The sequence below is a fragment of the Candidatus Paceibacterota bacterium genome (assembly GCA_035530615.1).
Taxonomy (GTDB): Bacteria; Actinomycetota; Actinomycetes; order Nanopelagicales; family Nanopelagicaceae; genus QYPT01.
The window spans coordinates 1-13735 of sequence record DATKUL010000003.1 but is presented as its reverse complement, the minus strand read 5'-3'; the positions used below and the strand labels follow the sequence as shown (position 1 = coordinate 13735).

At 49.6% G+C, this 13735-nt stretch carries 13 protein-coding genes and 1 tRNA gene; 8 read left to right on the top strand and 6 right to left on the bottom strand.

Going from position 1 to position 13735, the window contains the following annotated elements; all coding sequences use genetic code 11:
* The first annotated feature begins 10 nt into the window (after positions 1-10).
* Positions 11-199 (top strand): hypothetical protein, encoded by a 189-nt coding sequence (locus VMW30_08540; GenBank protein HUW88404.1) that lies wholly within the window; start codon positions 11-13, stop codon positions 197-199.
* On the opposite strand, the gene VMW30_08535 is transcribed toward VMW30_08540, so the two are convergent.
* Entirely contained in the window at positions 179-2629 is a 2451-nt protein-coding gene (locus VMW30_08535) for an FAD-dependent oxidoreductase (protein ID HUW88403.1), read from the bottom strand. The genes VMW30_08540 and VMW30_08535 overlap by 21 nt on opposite strands.
* 198 nt (positions 2630-2827) lie before the next feature.
* Between VMW30_08535 and VMW30_08530 the strand changes: the two genes are divergently transcribed.
* Genes VMW30_08530 through VMW30_08520 form a run of 3 tightly spaced genes read left to right on the top strand, consistent with a single transcriptional unit; the run spans position 2828 to position 5948 of the window.
* Positions 2828-4345, top strand: coding sequence for an aldehyde dehydrogenase family protein (locus tag VMW30_08530; GenBank protein HUW88402.1), 1518 nt, complete (start codon positions 2828-2830; stop codon positions 4343-4345).
* Positions 4346-4371: 26 nt separating this feature from the next.
* Complete coding sequence (locus tag VMW30_08525) at positions 4372-4545, top strand: hypothetical protein (protein HUW88401.1); 174 nt, start codon at positions 4372-4374, stop codon at positions 4543-4545.
* On the top strand, positions 4542-5948 hold the full coding sequence (locus VMW30_08520) for a cytosine permease (protein HUW88400.1): 1407 nt from the start codon (positions 4542-4544) through the stop codon (positions 5946-5948). Before VMW30_08525 ends, VMW30_08520 begins: the two co-directional genes overlap by 4 nt.
* 46 nt (positions 5949-5994) lie before the next feature.
* Here VMW30_08520 and VMW30_08515 read toward each other — a convergent pair whose 3' ends face one another.
* Together VMW30_08515 and VMW30_08510 are read right to left on the bottom strand one after the other, a co-directional pair.
* Entirely contained in the window at positions 5995-6543 is a 549-nt protein-coding gene (locus tag VMW30_08515) for a Rieske (2Fe-2S) protein (GenBank protein ID HUW88399.1), read from the bottom strand.
* A 93-nt stretch (positions 6544-6636) separates the two neighbouring features.
* On the bottom strand, positions 6637-7923 hold the full coding sequence (locus VMW30_08510; GenBank protein ID HUW88398.1) for a hypothetical protein: 1287 nt from the start codon (positions 7921-7923) through the stop codon (positions 6637-6639).
* A gap of 106 nt (positions 7924-8029) precedes the next feature.
* On the opposite strand from VMW30_08510, the gene VMW30_08505 reads away from it, so the two are divergent.
* Both VMW30_08505 and VMW30_08500 read left to right on the top strand, forming a co-directional pair.
* On the top strand, positions 8030-8677 hold the full coding sequence (locus VMW30_08505) for a D-alanyl-D-alanine carboxypeptidase family protein (GenBank protein ID HUW88397.1): 648 nt from the start codon (positions 8030-8032) through the stop codon (positions 8675-8677).
* Positions 8678-8843: 166 nt separating this feature from the next.
* The gene (locus VMW30_08500; GenBank protein HUW88396.1) at positions 8844-9770 is read left to right on the top strand and encodes a hypothetical protein; all 927 of its coding nucleotides are present in this window, start codon (positions 8844-8846) and stop codon (positions 9768-9770) included.
* A gap of 13 nt (positions 9771-9783) precedes the next feature.
* Here the strand turns inward: VMW30_08500 and VMW30_08495 are convergent, their stop codons facing one another.
* Genes VMW30_08495 through VMW30_08485 form a run of 3 tightly spaced genes read right to left on the bottom strand, consistent with a single transcriptional unit; the run spans position 9784 to position 12352 of the window.
* Entirely contained in the window at positions 9784-10614 is an 831-nt protein-coding gene (locus VMW30_08495) for an ABC transporter permease (protein ID HUW88395.1), read from the bottom strand.
* Positions 10614-11429, bottom strand: coding sequence for an ABC transporter permease (locus VMW30_08490; GenBank protein ID HUW88394.1), 816 nt, complete (start codon positions 11427-11429; stop codon positions 10614-10616). Before VMW30_08490 ends, VMW30_08495 begins: the two co-directional genes overlap by 1 nt.
* Complete coding sequence (locus VMW30_08485; GenBank protein HUW88393.1) at positions 11426-12352, bottom strand: ABC transporter ATP-binding protein; 927 nt, start codon at positions 12350-12352, stop codon at positions 11426-11428. The genes VMW30_08490 and VMW30_08485 overlap by 4 nt, the downstream gene beginning before the upstream one ends.
* A gap of 135 nt (positions 12353-12487) precedes the next feature.
* On the opposite strand from VMW30_08485, the gene VMW30_08480 reads away from it, so the two are divergent.
* Positions 12488-13039: a hypothetical protein gene (locus tag VMW30_08480; protein ID HUW88392.1), complete on the top strand. Its 552-nt coding sequence runs from the start codon at positions 12488-12490 to the stop codon at positions 13037-13039.
* Positions 13040-13155: 116 nt separating this feature from the next.
* Positions 13156-13228 (top strand) — tRNA-Arg (locus tag VMW30_08475).
* Positions 13229-13735: the final 507 nt, after the last annotated feature.

Below are 13735 nucleotides of genomic sequence, written 5' to 3'. Positions count from 1 at the left end.
CACTCTTTGCGTGACTTTCTATCAAGGCGGCAACGGTCGAACGGCAGTACTTCTTCCTGGCCGTAGTTACTCGCCCAACCATCCCGTTCTCTACTATGCGCGTCAGGTGCTTCAAGTTCAGGGTTGGTCGGTAGAGGAAGTAAGGAATTTCGTTTATAGCAAGTCATCTTATTCGCGTCTAAGCCTTGATCCGCTCTGATTTCGGATCATAGAGGGGACGAAGCGAAGCTGTGGCTGGTACTCGTCTGCCAGGAACTTGGATTTCGTATGCACCCTCGTTGAACCAATCGTCACTTTCTATACCCGGTGCGGTAATCCAACTGAGCGCCACAGATCCGCCGAGAGTGTGTCCATACTGAGCGGATTCGACGCGTCCGACCAGGATGCTGTTTCGATAGATCGGTTCGTCGTGAAAAAGGAGTGGCTCAGGATCATTAAGCAAAAATTGCATCAATCTACGATCGGTTCCATTTTTACGAATCTTGGTTAGTTCGTCTAATCCAATGAACCCACCTTCCTTCTCCCACGCCACCCCGAAGGCAAGTCCTGCACTGATTGGATCGTCCGCACTTGAAATGTCATGCCCCCAACTGCGGTATGCCTTCTCTAATCTGAGTGAACCCATCGCGTAGTAGCCAGCGTGTACCAGACCATGCTCGGACCCAGCGTTGGTTATCGTGGAATAGATATGCCGAGCTATATCTGTTGGAATCAATAACTCCCAACCCAGTTCGCCAACGTAGGTGAGCCGAGTTGCTCGTACGTACCCCATACCAAGGTCTATCTCACGTGAACTTCCAAAGGCAAAAGCATCGTTGGATAGATCGCAATCGGTGAGTGTTTGGAGCAGGGTGCGAGAATTTGGTCCCATAAGAGCCAACATCGCCAGGGAGCCAGTGATGTCGGCTACTGTGCAAAAATCCGTCGAAGTGATGTTTCGCTTGAGATATGCCAGATCGCGAAGCACCGTGGCAGGTCCTGAGAGAACCAGAAACTCATCTTCGGCAAGACGTGTCACCGTGACATCTGCTTCAATTCCGGCGTGTTTATTGAGCCATTGGGTGTAGACAACTTTGCCAACGGGCACATCTACATTCCGAATTGATACTTTTTGCAGCACCTTTACTGCATCTCGACCTTGGACCAATAATTTTCCGAATGAGGATGTGTCAAACATCCCCACCGTTGAACGCACGGCGTTATGTTCAAGGCGAGATGCCTCAAACCAATTCGGTCGGCCAAATGAGTAGACGTATTCACGATCTTCGGCACTTTGGGAATACCAGTTCGCGCGTTCCCAACCTCGCAATTCGCCGAATACCGCGCCGGCCTTAGCGGTTTCAGCATAAAGTGGACTCTGCCGCAGTGGGCGAGCGCTTTCTCGTTGCTCAAATGGCCAATGCACACCGTAGGCTGTATCTAAAGTTTCTAGCACGCGTTTTTCTAGGAACCGCCGATTCGTTTCATGGCGTTGAACCCGTGATGGTTCGAGTTCTGGAAGGTCAAGCGGCGATCGGCCGTCGATAATCCAATCCGCGAGGGTAGCTCCTGCTCCCGGTCCAGAGAGAAAACCGGTGGAGTTGAAGCCGGCCGCCACAAAATAGTTGGTCAACCTCGGGGCGGGACCCAAATGATAGAAGCCATCGGGAGTGAAACTCTCGGGACCCGAAAAGTGCAATTTGATTCCAGCATTTTCCAGGATTGGAAGACGTGAAATCATTCGCTCGTAGTAAGGACCAAGGTGATCCCAATCCTCCGGTAGTCGAATAAAGCCGTTAGTTACTGGGATACCCGATGATGCCCATGCATAACTGTCAGGTTCAAAGAAGCCAACTAGAAGAGCCCCAGCTTCGTCTTTAACGTATGCGAAGTCATCGGCGCTCTTGATTGTTGGGAGGTTCCGTGGCAATTCCGGAATTCCCTCAGTCACGATGTAATAGTGGGCAAGTGCTTGCAGCGGCACTTGCACCCCAGCTAGTTCGCCGAATTCACGACCCCACATGCCAGTGGCATTGACGACATATTCGGCCTCGATGTACCCCTCAGTTGTTTCGACTCCCGTCACCCGGCCGTTGGCGGCTCTAACTCCAGTGGCCAATACATTCTCAACAATTGCCGCCCCGCGTTGGGTTGCCCCACGTGCCAACGACATTGTCGTATCTGTGGCACTTCCCCGCCCGTCGCGCGGGTAGAAGAGGCTTCCGACGATCCCTTCCGGATTCAAGAGCGGGTGAGTCTCAAGCGTTTGATCTGGGTTGAGTAGCCGCACTTCGATACCACTTGAAATGGAAGAAAGCTCCATGTGCTTGAGCTCGTCCATGCGATCACTGCTCATAGCTAGATGGATTGTTCCTGTTTCAACGTAGCCAGTAGCGAAACCAGTATCTGCTTCAAGCGATTTGAAAATTCCGAGTCCGCGTTGCACGATGGCTCTGGTGCCATGAGTTGGTCGCGCTTGAGTTATGAGTCCAGCTGCATGCCATGTTGTACCAGAAGTCAGAGTGTTCCGCTCAAGTAGGACGACGTCATTCCAGCCGCGTTTTGCCAGTTGGTACGCCGTGGCAGTGCCGATAACCCCTCCACCGACGATAACAACTCTAGCTTTTGTTGGAAGTCGCGAATCGCTCATGGTTATACCTTTTCATTTCTACATTTATTGACCAATGGATACTCCAATTATCTTAGTATTTGGGCACATTGCTGTTTGGCATTTATGGTGCCTGCACTCGTACCGACAGGCTATTACATTTGTTTACATGCGTGGCAATCTGTTGCCATAGAACCCAAAGGTATACCTTTATTTTCATGAAAAAGAATGGGTTAATATATGTCAACTATTAAGGAATTTGAACGACTCAGCGGCACGTACTTCATGTCCGGCGTCCACAAATCAAGTGCAGGTAAGAAAGCCTATGAAGTAAAAGATCCAGCCACAGGAGTGCTCCTCGGCTCGGTTGCTGAATGTCTGCCAGAGGAAGTAGATCACGTGCTTGATGCTGCACGACGTGCTCAGAAGATTTGGTGGAAAGAATCGGCACTCCACCGTGCGGAGGCGTTGCACGAAGTAGCGCGTAATATCAGGGCCTCACGTCATCAACTTGCAGAGATGCTCACTCGTGAGATGGGAAAGACTTATAAGGAAAGTGCCGACGAAGTTGATTGGTCAGTCACCGCTCTGGATTACTATGCAGAAGTTGGTCGACACGACATGGGAGATGTCATTGGACCCGCAGTTGCTGGTCAGATGCACTTTACCCTCAAGGAGCCACTCGGTGTCGTTGGCATCATCTTGCCATTCAACTATCCGTATGTGCTTATGGTCTGGGAAGCCGCTGCTGCATTAATTGCAGGAAACGCAGTTGTGGTTAAGCCATCAGAACATACAAGTCTGTGCACATTGAAGTTCATGGAATCGTTTAAGTCTTTACCAGCTGGTCTTGTTCAGTGCGTGACAGGAGGCGGTCCAGTCGGTCAGCAATTAGTGTCCAGTAGTAAGACCAATATGATCGCCTTCACTGGCAGTGTTCCAACTGGTCAAGCTGTGGTTCGCGCTTGTGCCGAAACCTTTAAACCACACATGATTGAAACGTCTGGCAATGACCCATTTATCGTGATGCCTTCCGCCCCATTGGAAGTTGCTGCGAAAGCTGCTTCTTTTGCTGCATTCCTCAATGCTGGGCAAGTGTGCACTTCTGCTGAGCGCTTCTATGTTCATGAGGACATTCATGATGAGTTTGTTTCGCTACTAGTCCGTGAGGCGAAGAAGGTTCGTATTGGCAACGGTCTAGACAATGTTGATATGGGTCCGATGGTTAATCAGCGCGAGCGTGATCGTTACGAGAAAATTATTGCCCGAGCGATCGAACAAGGTGCTGTTGTCGAATGTGGTGGGGGTCGAGTCGCAGGTATGGAGGCCGGCTTTTTCCAAGAGGCGACCGTCTTAACTAACTTGACACCTGATATGGACATCCTTCATGGTGAATCGTTTGGACCAGTAGCACCCATTTGCAAAGTCAAGAGTCTCGATGAAGCCATCGCGTTAGCAAATGATTCATCATTCGGGTTAGGTGCAAATATTTATACGTCGCGCCTGGATGAGACGATGCAAGCTGTCAATGAGATAGAAAGTGGAATGGTCTGGGTTAATGCGCCTCTACTTGACAATGACGCCGGACCTTTTGGCGGCCGTAAGTTGTCTGGTTCCGGTCGTCAACTCGGCAAGGAAGGGTTGGAGAGTTTCCGTCAAACGAAACTTGTGATGATCGATCCCAAGGCAGAGATCCAGGATTTCTGGTGGTTCCCCTATAAAGATGCCGAAGGTTACAACGCCAACAAAGAAGGATGACCAAAACAACGAATGGGGAGGAATAGATGGTAGACCTGCAACTTCCGACGGAGTTGGAAGAAAGAATCAAGATATATGAAGATCCTGCTAATGATCCCGGTGGGTTTTCGAGAACAGCCTGGATGGTTGTCCTCGGCTCGGGAATCTTGTTTCCAGCGATTGCCCTTCTTATTGGCTGGAACTTTGGGTGGCCATCATGAGCGATGACCTAAGAACCGCAGATTCAAGCCTGGGCAAAGACTCATGGCCACTTAAGCCAAGCGAGCGACGATGGAATAGTCGGGCTCTTTTTATCGTCTTAATGGTTGCTGCATCAGCAACATGGTGTTACATCATTGGCGAATATGTCGGTTACTACTTGCCTCTTTGGCCTGGTTTTTGGGCGATGACTGCTGGCGCAATGATCGGCATGCTTCTAGTAACTCTTGCAGTTGTGCCAACCTCTTCACGTTTTGGCGTTGACAGCATCAAAGCTGCCGTGCCTCAATTTGGTCACAATGGCTGGGCAATAACCGTGCCTCTGCAATACCTGTCCATCATTGGTTGGAATTCGCTGCTCATAATTTTCTTTGGGCGTTCGGTATCTGCTCTGATGATCTTGCTTGGTATCGGCGATAAAGGCCAACAGAACCTGGTTGTCTCAGTTACCACCGTCCTAGCGTGTCTCTTTGTCTTCTTCACACTCAAGCGCGGAGCAAATGGACTTGAGAAGGTAGCGATGTGGCTGTTTGTCGCTATCGTCGCAGTCGGCGCGTGGATGATCATCATGTTAATTGTGAAAGAAGGCAGTGCTCTGAGTACCGCACTTCCGGCGTATGCAAGTGACAAACAACTTGATTTCCAATACGGAATTGAGATTGGTCTTGTCAGTTTGTTGTCTTGGTGGCCATACATCGGATCAATGACTCGAGAAGCTCGTACTCCATCAATTGCTGCTGCTCCATCAATTCTTGGTATGGGATTACCTGTGCCTGTTTTGAGTTTTGTCGGTCTTGCCGCAATTTTGGTGCTCGAGACTTCCGATCCCGCCGGCTGGCTGGCTGATGTTGGCGGTCCACTTTACGGTGCGATTGCATTGCTCTTTGTTATCACCGCCAATTTAGGAACGGCAACTGCAGGAATTTATGCGTCCACCGTTGGCATTAAGGCCGTACCAGGCCTAGCAAAGTTGTCGTGGAATACTGCGTTGCTTGTATCGATCGTCCCAGTAGTAGTTATTGGCCTATTTTTCCCGAACTGGGTCTTTGATAACTTTGGTACCTTCGTTGCTTACATTGGCGTGTTCTTTGCACCTTTGTGTGGAATTCAAATCGTGGATTACTTCTTCTTGCGTCGCCAGAAGATCAGTATTCGTGGTCTCTACACATCAGGTCCCGATGCACCATATAGCTATTGGTTTGGGATCAACCCTGCTGCGATCCTCGCGATGGCGGCGGGAGTTGCAACCTACCTGTATCTACTCAATCCGGTCAGTTACGCGATCAAGGAACCTTTCCCACTTGTGGGTGCATCGTTGCCTGCCGCCGCTGTTGCTGGCGTTGTATTCGGATTGGTAACGCTCCTCCTAGTGAAGCCCATGGGTAAGGGCGGCTACAAGAAGTAGTACTTCTGTTAAGGGTGGGCATCGGAATTCTCGGTGTCCACCCTGATTAAAAATTCACCGTCACGATAATGCGACCGGATGTTTCCTTGACTGGATAATTTAGCAGAGGACGCTTTGCGGGTCCCTCTTCTGGGAATCCTGTAATCCGATTGAAAAATGAATGATGACAAGCACAAAACAATCGTGGAAGTCCGTTTTGAACCTGACACATTTCATGCGTGCATATTGTGCCGAAGGCGTTTAAAACGCCGTTCTCTCGAGAAACAAAAAATCCTTTCCCCCTGGCATTCCGATGCTTCGGATAAAAAACTTGCGTCATGCCATCCGAGACTTCACTTGATGCAGCCAGGTCGATGTTTGCAATAATCGGCAACGGTGCTTCGGTCTTTTTAGAAGTGAGTGGTGCCCCTTTGCTCCAAACAATTCTCTTGCCAGATTTAACGGCAGTGTATTTCTTGCCACGCCAAATGATTGTCTGACCGAGGCGGGTAGGTTTGAGACTTGGACCAGAGGCCGCATTGGCGATCGAGAATCGAGTCTGGAGGAATGATACGGCGGCCACGGCGAGGAAGTTCTTACGACTAATGAGGGGCACCTTGAAAGAGTAGAAGTTTGCCCCCATGTATTCAAGGCAGATCGCATATTTTGCTGGTCAACGTGTCCAAGCACACATATAACTGACGCTTTGTTAGCGGTAATAAGTCTTCCCAGTTGATGGATCGGGAAGAGTCGAGCATGACTCAGTACCAACAACTACCGACATTGTTTTGTTGTCCATTACTTTAACAGCGACCGACTGTAGATCGGTCGACCAACAATGACTCGAACCAACTTTGACATCGGATGGTTTGAGCCAAGTTGAGGATTGTGGTGAGACCATCATCTGACTCAATGTTCCGGATGTATTCAAGCCGCCGATGCGGAGGATCCCACTCGGATCAACGGAAAACATTATTTGAGATTGGTAGGCGCCGTCATACGTGAGGTGATCCGTTTTAGTGTTCGGCGAAATGAACCACATGCCATCCGCAGTACCTTCAACTCCTTCTGTTACAACTCCACATGCGGTTCCTGAGATTGGGTCACTTCCAGGTGCACCTAACTTTGCAAGCCAGAGAGCTTTCCTGTCAGGGGTGTAAAACCCATAAGGGCAGACGCTATGAAGAGCATTGCTCTCCGCAAAATGGGACGGGACGATGAAATTGTTGGTGTGTGTTTCGTTGTCGACCCAGAAGTCGAAGGCAACGCTATCCTCTCCAAGTTTGTACCAACCGATTTGCTCACCCGCTTTAACGGGGGTCTTACCAACCGCCTGTCCGGCGCTACTTGGTGAGGGCTCCGATGGAACAGCGGTAGCAACCTTGCCCACGATGCCTTTGATGTGGAAGAACTTCACGGTGATGCCACATCCGACTTCGAAATAGAGCGAGTATTCCGGTTGGTAATTCGCAGCAGCTCCGGGTGGCTTGTAGAAACTCGCCATAGATAGGGTCATGTCCACTGGTGCGTAAATTGGTAATTCTTTTCCAAGGAAAGTATTTGATGGATGTATGTAAGAGCGGACCGCGATCACCCCGCCTGAGCCGGTTTGCTCACCGATTGGTGTGACAACTCGGACGTAAGCAGGATCAATGAAGTTCTCTGTGAATTCGGGGAGTTTCTGGCAAGTCGATCCTGAACTATTTGACGGCTGTTCAGAAGGTTGCGTTGAAGGTTCGGTCGAGGGTTTTGTTGAGCTGGGTTGTGCATTCGAAGGCTTATCTGTTCTTTTGAGAATTAAAGCCTTCCAAACTTTCTTCTTTCCCTTTTTTACACAAATCACAGTGCGGCTAGGTCCATCACCCGTCTTTGCACCCAATTTGCTACAAGCCGTGCCAACGAGAGTCTTTGCTTGGGCCTCAGGTACTACGCCATTTATCAATCCGACGATGATAATGCTCGCTAACGCCACGCGCAGGGAGTGTCGGTGTGGCATCTGAGGAGTAAAGCAGATGTGAAAGTTGAAATCAATGAACCCCTCAACTTGACCGCCACACAACCTTCTTAGAGCGCAACCTGGTTAGGGAAGTAGAATTGCTCATGTGAAGATCAGAGTCGCTGTATTTATACTTTTGTGGGTTCTTATTGGTGGCGGCGCTTTCTTCTATATACAAAATCTTTCCTATGACAACTCAGTAGTAAGCGTGGCTTCTCCGACACCGACACCGACACCGACAATTATTCACCTTCTCTGTTTCAATGAGAGCACAAAAGTTCTGCGGAGTTCGGACGTTGATTCCGGTTGTTTAGATGGCGAGCAGAGCCTTGGTGCAGCACCGATCGTTCGTCCGACGCAACCACCTTCAGATGTCAATCCACAATTGATGATCCGCTTCTTGGCAGCCCAAGCAGTTGGGAAGAAGGCAGGATTCCCCTTGCACATCACCTCCGGGTATAGAAGTTACGCACTCCAGGAGAGACTATTTAGAAATGCAGTGAAGAGATATGGATCTGAGGCCGAAGCCTCAAAATGGGTTCTACCCGCCAATATCTCGCACCATCCGTGGGGGTTAGCGCTGGATATTAATTACCCAAACGATCCAGTTTCCACCAAGTGGTTGGAAGTCAATGGGTATATATATGGGCTCTGTCGTGCCTACGAAAATGAATGGTGGCATTTTGAGGGCCTCACAACCCCTGGGGAGCTGTGTCCTCAAAGGCTGATTGATCCATCAGCTGAGGAGGAATAACTTCAGGGATCGCCAATATTCATCGTTCTTTAAATAGGGTGGTACCACTTCCATAAGGACTGGAGAGTGGAATAGTGACGTGGACTATTCACTCAAGAATGGTGCGGCCATAGAATTCAAGTGATTGGTGTTGGGTTCGACGTACGCACCTTGAAAAGAGTTCATTATGAAACGGCGGAAGATTTCGTGGCTTCTTCGATTTGCAGTTCTGTCAACTAGTTTTCTCCTCTTCTTTGGTTTCTTAACAGCTGCACCGGCCGCTTCACCCACGGTACCCACTATGGAGATTGAAATTCTGCCTGGGGTCTATGTAAATGGTGCCAAGAAGGCATATGTTCCATTGGGGCAGTTAGTCGCAGTGAAGTATTACGCGCTTGAGTCTTATAAAGGTAAAACGCAACAGGTGCAAGCGACCCTAAATTTATACTCAGACGGCGTGCTTATAGATAGTCAGGTGAGTTCATTGAAAGCAGATGGCTATCCCAAGTTAGCGGTCTTTGATCCACCTGTTGTGAAGGGGAAGAAGAACTTCGGTCCCTTCCTGGTGTGTGCATACTTTAAGGATGCGAGGGGCAATACGTCGCCGAAGGCTCCCTGTTCTCACTCAAGTTGGATTGCTATAGAGGTTCCAATATTCCTTGTCTCCAATGGCTGCGGAGGCCAGACAGGTTACAAGAAGATTGACGAGTGGGAGAAGACGCTTCTAGATAAGCGGACTCTTGGCAACAAGACCGTAGATTTTCGTCCGGCATGTAATGCGCATGATGCTGGATATAGCGGTTTCACGATCAAGAACCCTCGGACTGGCAAAGTGATTGACTACCTTCGGTATTCAAGGAATATGGTCGATGGAGAATTCTTATTGGATCTCCAGAAAATTTGCGAAAAGAATTTCCCGCTCAATGGCTCTGACGTGATTGCGGCGGGTTCCTGCTATCAGTGGGCGCTTCGCTATTTCTCGGCGGTGAGTCAAATTGGGTCTTTTTTTTACGATGCTAACCCCGTTTTGCCCGGCATTCAAACTAAGTATGAAAGACCCGTTGCAGGCACTGTCGGTCCGAGAGCTGTTGGCTTCAAACGTAACAACACTTAATTCACTCTGTTGGCTAGCGCATAAAGAGGGCGTTGAGGCGCCTTGTCGTAAAGAACAGACCGCCAGCAATCATCACGAGAAAGTAGATAATGTGCGTGAGAAGCCCCATATTTAGTGCCCCAAGAGTGAGCCCTCGGATGAGTTCGATTGCATGCCAGAGGGGTAGTGCTTTGATTAAGGCTTGGGTCCATCCCGGAAAGACCGTGAGCGGGTAAAAAGCTCCAGAGAAAAGAAAGATTGGGAGCAGTGCAATATTGATCAGGCCCATCTGTTGAAATGTCTTGAAGTAAGAAGTAACAGCCATACCAAATGCTGCGAAGCCAAAGGCGATTAAGACTGCTGCGGGAATCGCAAGAATTCCCCACCAACTTGGAATGAGACCAAGGGGCGCAACTACAATCATGAATCCCATGGCATAGACGAGTCCACGGAGAAGCGCCCAAGCCATTTCACCGAGGGCAACATCGAGTGGACCAAGTGAAGTTGCAAGCATGCCGTGGTAGAGACGACTCTCATGCAGTTTGAAAAATACGTTCCACGTCGAATCGTAGACGGCTCCATTCATTGCGCTCGTGGCTAGTAATCCTGGAGCGATAAACGCGGCGTAAGAGACCATTTTTCCGGTGCCTGAATCGATAGTGCCGACGAACTGTCCAACACCGTACCCAAACGAGAGGAGGTAGAGAACGGGCTCGACAAACCCAGAGAGAATGACAAACCATGTGGAGGACTTGAAGGCTATATAACTTCGTTCAACGACTGCGCGCGACCGTCCGGCGTAATACCGATCTCCAAGTTTGCCAGCTCGCCGTTCTGCGATAGCGATCGCGGCGCTCAACAACATTATTTCGCCAACCGTCGGGTGTACTGCTTAAAAGCGAAAATCAGGCCAAGTACCAACATTGTGAGCAAGAAGAGAATATGGACGCTCACCATCGTTGCACTTATGTGATGAGCGTAGGTCGCGTATCTGCCTAGCTCAGTTGCGTGCCAGAGCGGTGATATCCAACCGAAGAACTGGAGCCCGATGGGCAGAGTATTGAGCGGATAGAAGGTTCCAGAGAAGAGGAACATTGGCCCAATGACAAAGCGCCCAACAATTGTGAAGAACATATCTTCGCTAGTGACGTGCGAGGCGAGCGCCAGCATCACAGCACCGAAACTTGCTCCTGCCAAAATAGCTATCGGTACTGCCAAATATGAGTGGGGCGAATCCATGGCGCCAAAAAGATACAAGATTCCAGAGTAAGCCAGCACGCTTCCAATCGTGCGCACCATCGCAGTCAGAAAGACACCAGTAGCGATGGTAGATCCGGTTTGGGGAGTGGAATTGATGCCGTAAAAAATCCTCGCCCACTTAAATCCATCCAGGGTAGGGAAAATTACCTCATCCATTGCTCCTTGGATTGCACTCGTCGCTAGGAGAGCAGGTGCGATGAAGGTCAAGTAAGAGACGCCGTCAATACCGTTGGGACCAATGTTGTTGGTGATAAGAGTGCCAACTCCGAGCCCAATGGAGACGAGATAAAGAACTGGGTTGAGGATTGCTATTGAGGCGATAACCCAGAAGAACTTGAGCATTGACTTCATTCGAGCTTCGAGGACGTAAAGCGCCCCAAATCGTGGGATAGAGCGCTCTCCTTTTAGTGTGCTCATCATTCGATCAAACTTCTGCCGGTTAGACGCAAGAAAACATCCTCCAGGGAACTCCTTCGCACCAGCGATGTATTTGGGTGATGTCCCGCCCCGACAATATTTTCGAGCACTTCTTCGGCATCCTCCGTGTAGAGAAGAATGCGATCAGGTAAGACTTCAATGCGCTCGCAGAGTTGCTCCATTGCCGCTGCCATTTCGGCATTTCTGTTGGAGCCGAAACGAACTTCAAGTACTTCTTTTGTCGAGTACTTCTTGATCAATGCAGCGGGACTGCCTTCCGCCATAATCTTGCCCTTATCCATCACAATCAATCGGTCGCAGAGTTGTTCGGCTTCGTCCATGTAGTGGGTCGTGATGAGGAGAGTTATTCCATCCTCTTTAAGTCGGAAAAGTCGATCCCAGAGAATGTGCCGCGCTTGCGGATCGAGACCAGTTGTGGGCTCATCTAAAATAAGTATGTCCGGCTCGCTGACAAGTGAACGAGCAATCGTAAGTCGGCGCTTCATACCGCCGCTGAGCGCTTCAACCTTGGTGTCGCGTTTCTCTTCAAGTTGGGCGAATTCGAGAAGGTCATTGATTTTTGATTTGACGAACTTCTTTGAAAGACCAAAGTAGCGACCGTAGATGTAGAGGTTTTCAGTCACAGTCAATTGAATATCCAGATTATCTTGCTGTGGCACCACTCCAAGGTGAGCGCGTATCTGCGGTCCTTCCTTTTCGGGATCTTTGCCAAGAACTAGAACATCACCTGAGGTGCGTTGTGATGTAGCGGCGATGATCCGCATGGTCGTCGACTTACCAGCTCCATTGGGACCAAGTAGCCCAAAAGACTCACTTTTCCGTACGCTGAAGTCAATTCCGTCAACAGCGACGAAATCACCGTACTTTTTTGTAAGTCCACGTACTTCAATCAAATTCACCGACATAGTCAGGAAGTCTAACTTCCGAGTAGGACATGACGGGATAGCCCTAGATTCTTTTAATTGATTCTTTTAATTGGAGATATCTACCGAATTGCAGGCTCTGCCGCTAGGGTACAGATACCCCCTAAGGAGGATCGAATGTCGAATCGTGACGACAGTTTCAAGCAAGTAAGAGGCAACAAAATTGGATTTAAGTCTCTGGCAATAGCTTCACTCGCGGGCGCTGCTCTACTCGGTAGCGTATTGCCACAGGCATCAGCAGCTGGCGGTTTCAATCAATATGGATATAACTACAGCGCCAGAATTTTCTCTGGCCCGGCTGACGGCGTGGACAAGGTTCTTAATGGAAAGGTATGGGGCGACCCAACTTATGCAAATGACCACTTAGTAATGAAGTGGAATGCTGCGTGGGATGCCTGCAATGCGAATGGTTACAACGATCCTGCCTTCTGTGCGGGTGCTTGGGATACCAATGAATGGAATGGCAACGTTAAAGACGGAAGCGGCTGGAGCGAACACATCAAAATAATTTGGGTGGGTTCCGCCGGCGAAAACAGTTCCTACTGGGTTGATGGCGGTTACTCCCTATGGGGCAACTATGAAGTCATCTCCGATAAAGCGATGGACCCCGACCACATCAAGTATGTATGGGCCGCAGGTTCACCCAACGGATTGGGATCGTCAAAGTAAAGAGAACGACAGCAGAGATTTATAGAAAGAGGGCGTTACGTGGGAGAAATCCTGCGTGACGCCTTCTTTTTAAACGGCGAACGAGTCCTGTTAATCAAGGTATCCTTGGCAAACAAGCGTCCGTAGCTCAACGGATAGAGCTTCTGACTTCGGATCAGAAGGTTGGGGGTTCGAGTCCCTCCGGGCGCACCGGTTCAGGCCAAAAGTGGGCACCATTTCGCCACCAATCCCCGATGAAAATCGGACATTTAGACCCTTCTTGGGCCGGAACACGCTGTCCGGTATTTACGGCCCCCCGTGTTACCTAGACGGGGGGTTGCCCAACCTCGTGAGGGAGGTGACTATTCCTATCGCACGATAGCGTGCGATATCACAGAGTGGCGTGTGGGATGTTTTCCTAACCCAGGTTGGGTGTAATCTTCGCTTTGACAGCCAGGCAATGTAATTCGTGCCCCTACCCGAGATCATGGGTAGGGGTTTTTGCATGTCGTCGCTTCAGTCGAGCACACCTCTGCAATCGCCAGAGATTTGAAAGTTTCGATCAGTTACGCCTTTTTCAGGAATTAACCCCTATTAATTAACGGCGCCGAATTAACCCCTATTAATTAACGGCGCCGAATTAACCCCTATTAATTAACGGCGCCGAATTAACCCCTATTAATTAACGGCGCCGAATTAACCCCTATTAATTAACGG

Excerpts from the sequence above, each read along its gene's own strand:
- VMW30_08500 (HUW88396.1), top strand. The coding sequence starts at position 8,844 with ATGAAACGGCGGAAGATTTCGTGGCTTCTTCGATTTGCAGTTCTGTCA.
- VMW30_08530 (HUW88402.1), top strand. The coding sequence starts at position 2,828 with ATGTCAACTATTAAGGAATTTGAACGACTCAGCGGCACGTACTTCATG.
- VMW30_08525 (HUW88401.1), top strand. The coding sequence starts at position 4,372 with ATGGTAGACCTGCAACTTCCGACGGAGTTGGAAGAAAGAATCAAGATA.
- VMW30_08535 (HUW88403.1), bottom strand. The coding sequence starts at position 2,629 with ATGAGCGATTCGCGACTTCCAACAAAAGCTAGAGTTGTTATCGTCGGT.
- VMW30_08510 (HUW88398.1), bottom strand. The coding sequence starts at position 7,923 with ATGCCACACCGACACTCCCTGCGCGTGGCGTTAGCGAGCATTATCATC.
- VMW30_08490 (HUW88394.1), bottom strand. The coding sequence starts at position 11,429 with ATGATGAGCACACTAAAAGGAGAGCGCTCTATCCCACGATTTGGGGCG.
- VMW30_08480 (HUW88392.1), top strand. The coding sequence starts at position 12,488 with ATGTCGAATCGTGACGACAGTTTCAAGCAAGTAAGAGGCAACAAAATT.
- VMW30_08520 (HUW88400.1), top strand. The coding sequence starts at position 4,542 with ATGAGCGATGACCTAAGAACCGCAGATTCAAGCCTGGGCAAAGACTCA.
- VMW30_08485 (HUW88393.1), bottom strand. The coding sequence starts at position 12,352 with ATGTCGGTGAATTTGATTGAAGTACGTGGACTTACAAAAAAGTACGGT.
- VMW30_08495 (HUW88395.1), bottom strand. The coding sequence starts at position 10,614 with ATGTTGTTGAGCGCCGCGATCGCTATCGCAGAACGGCGAGCTGGCAAA.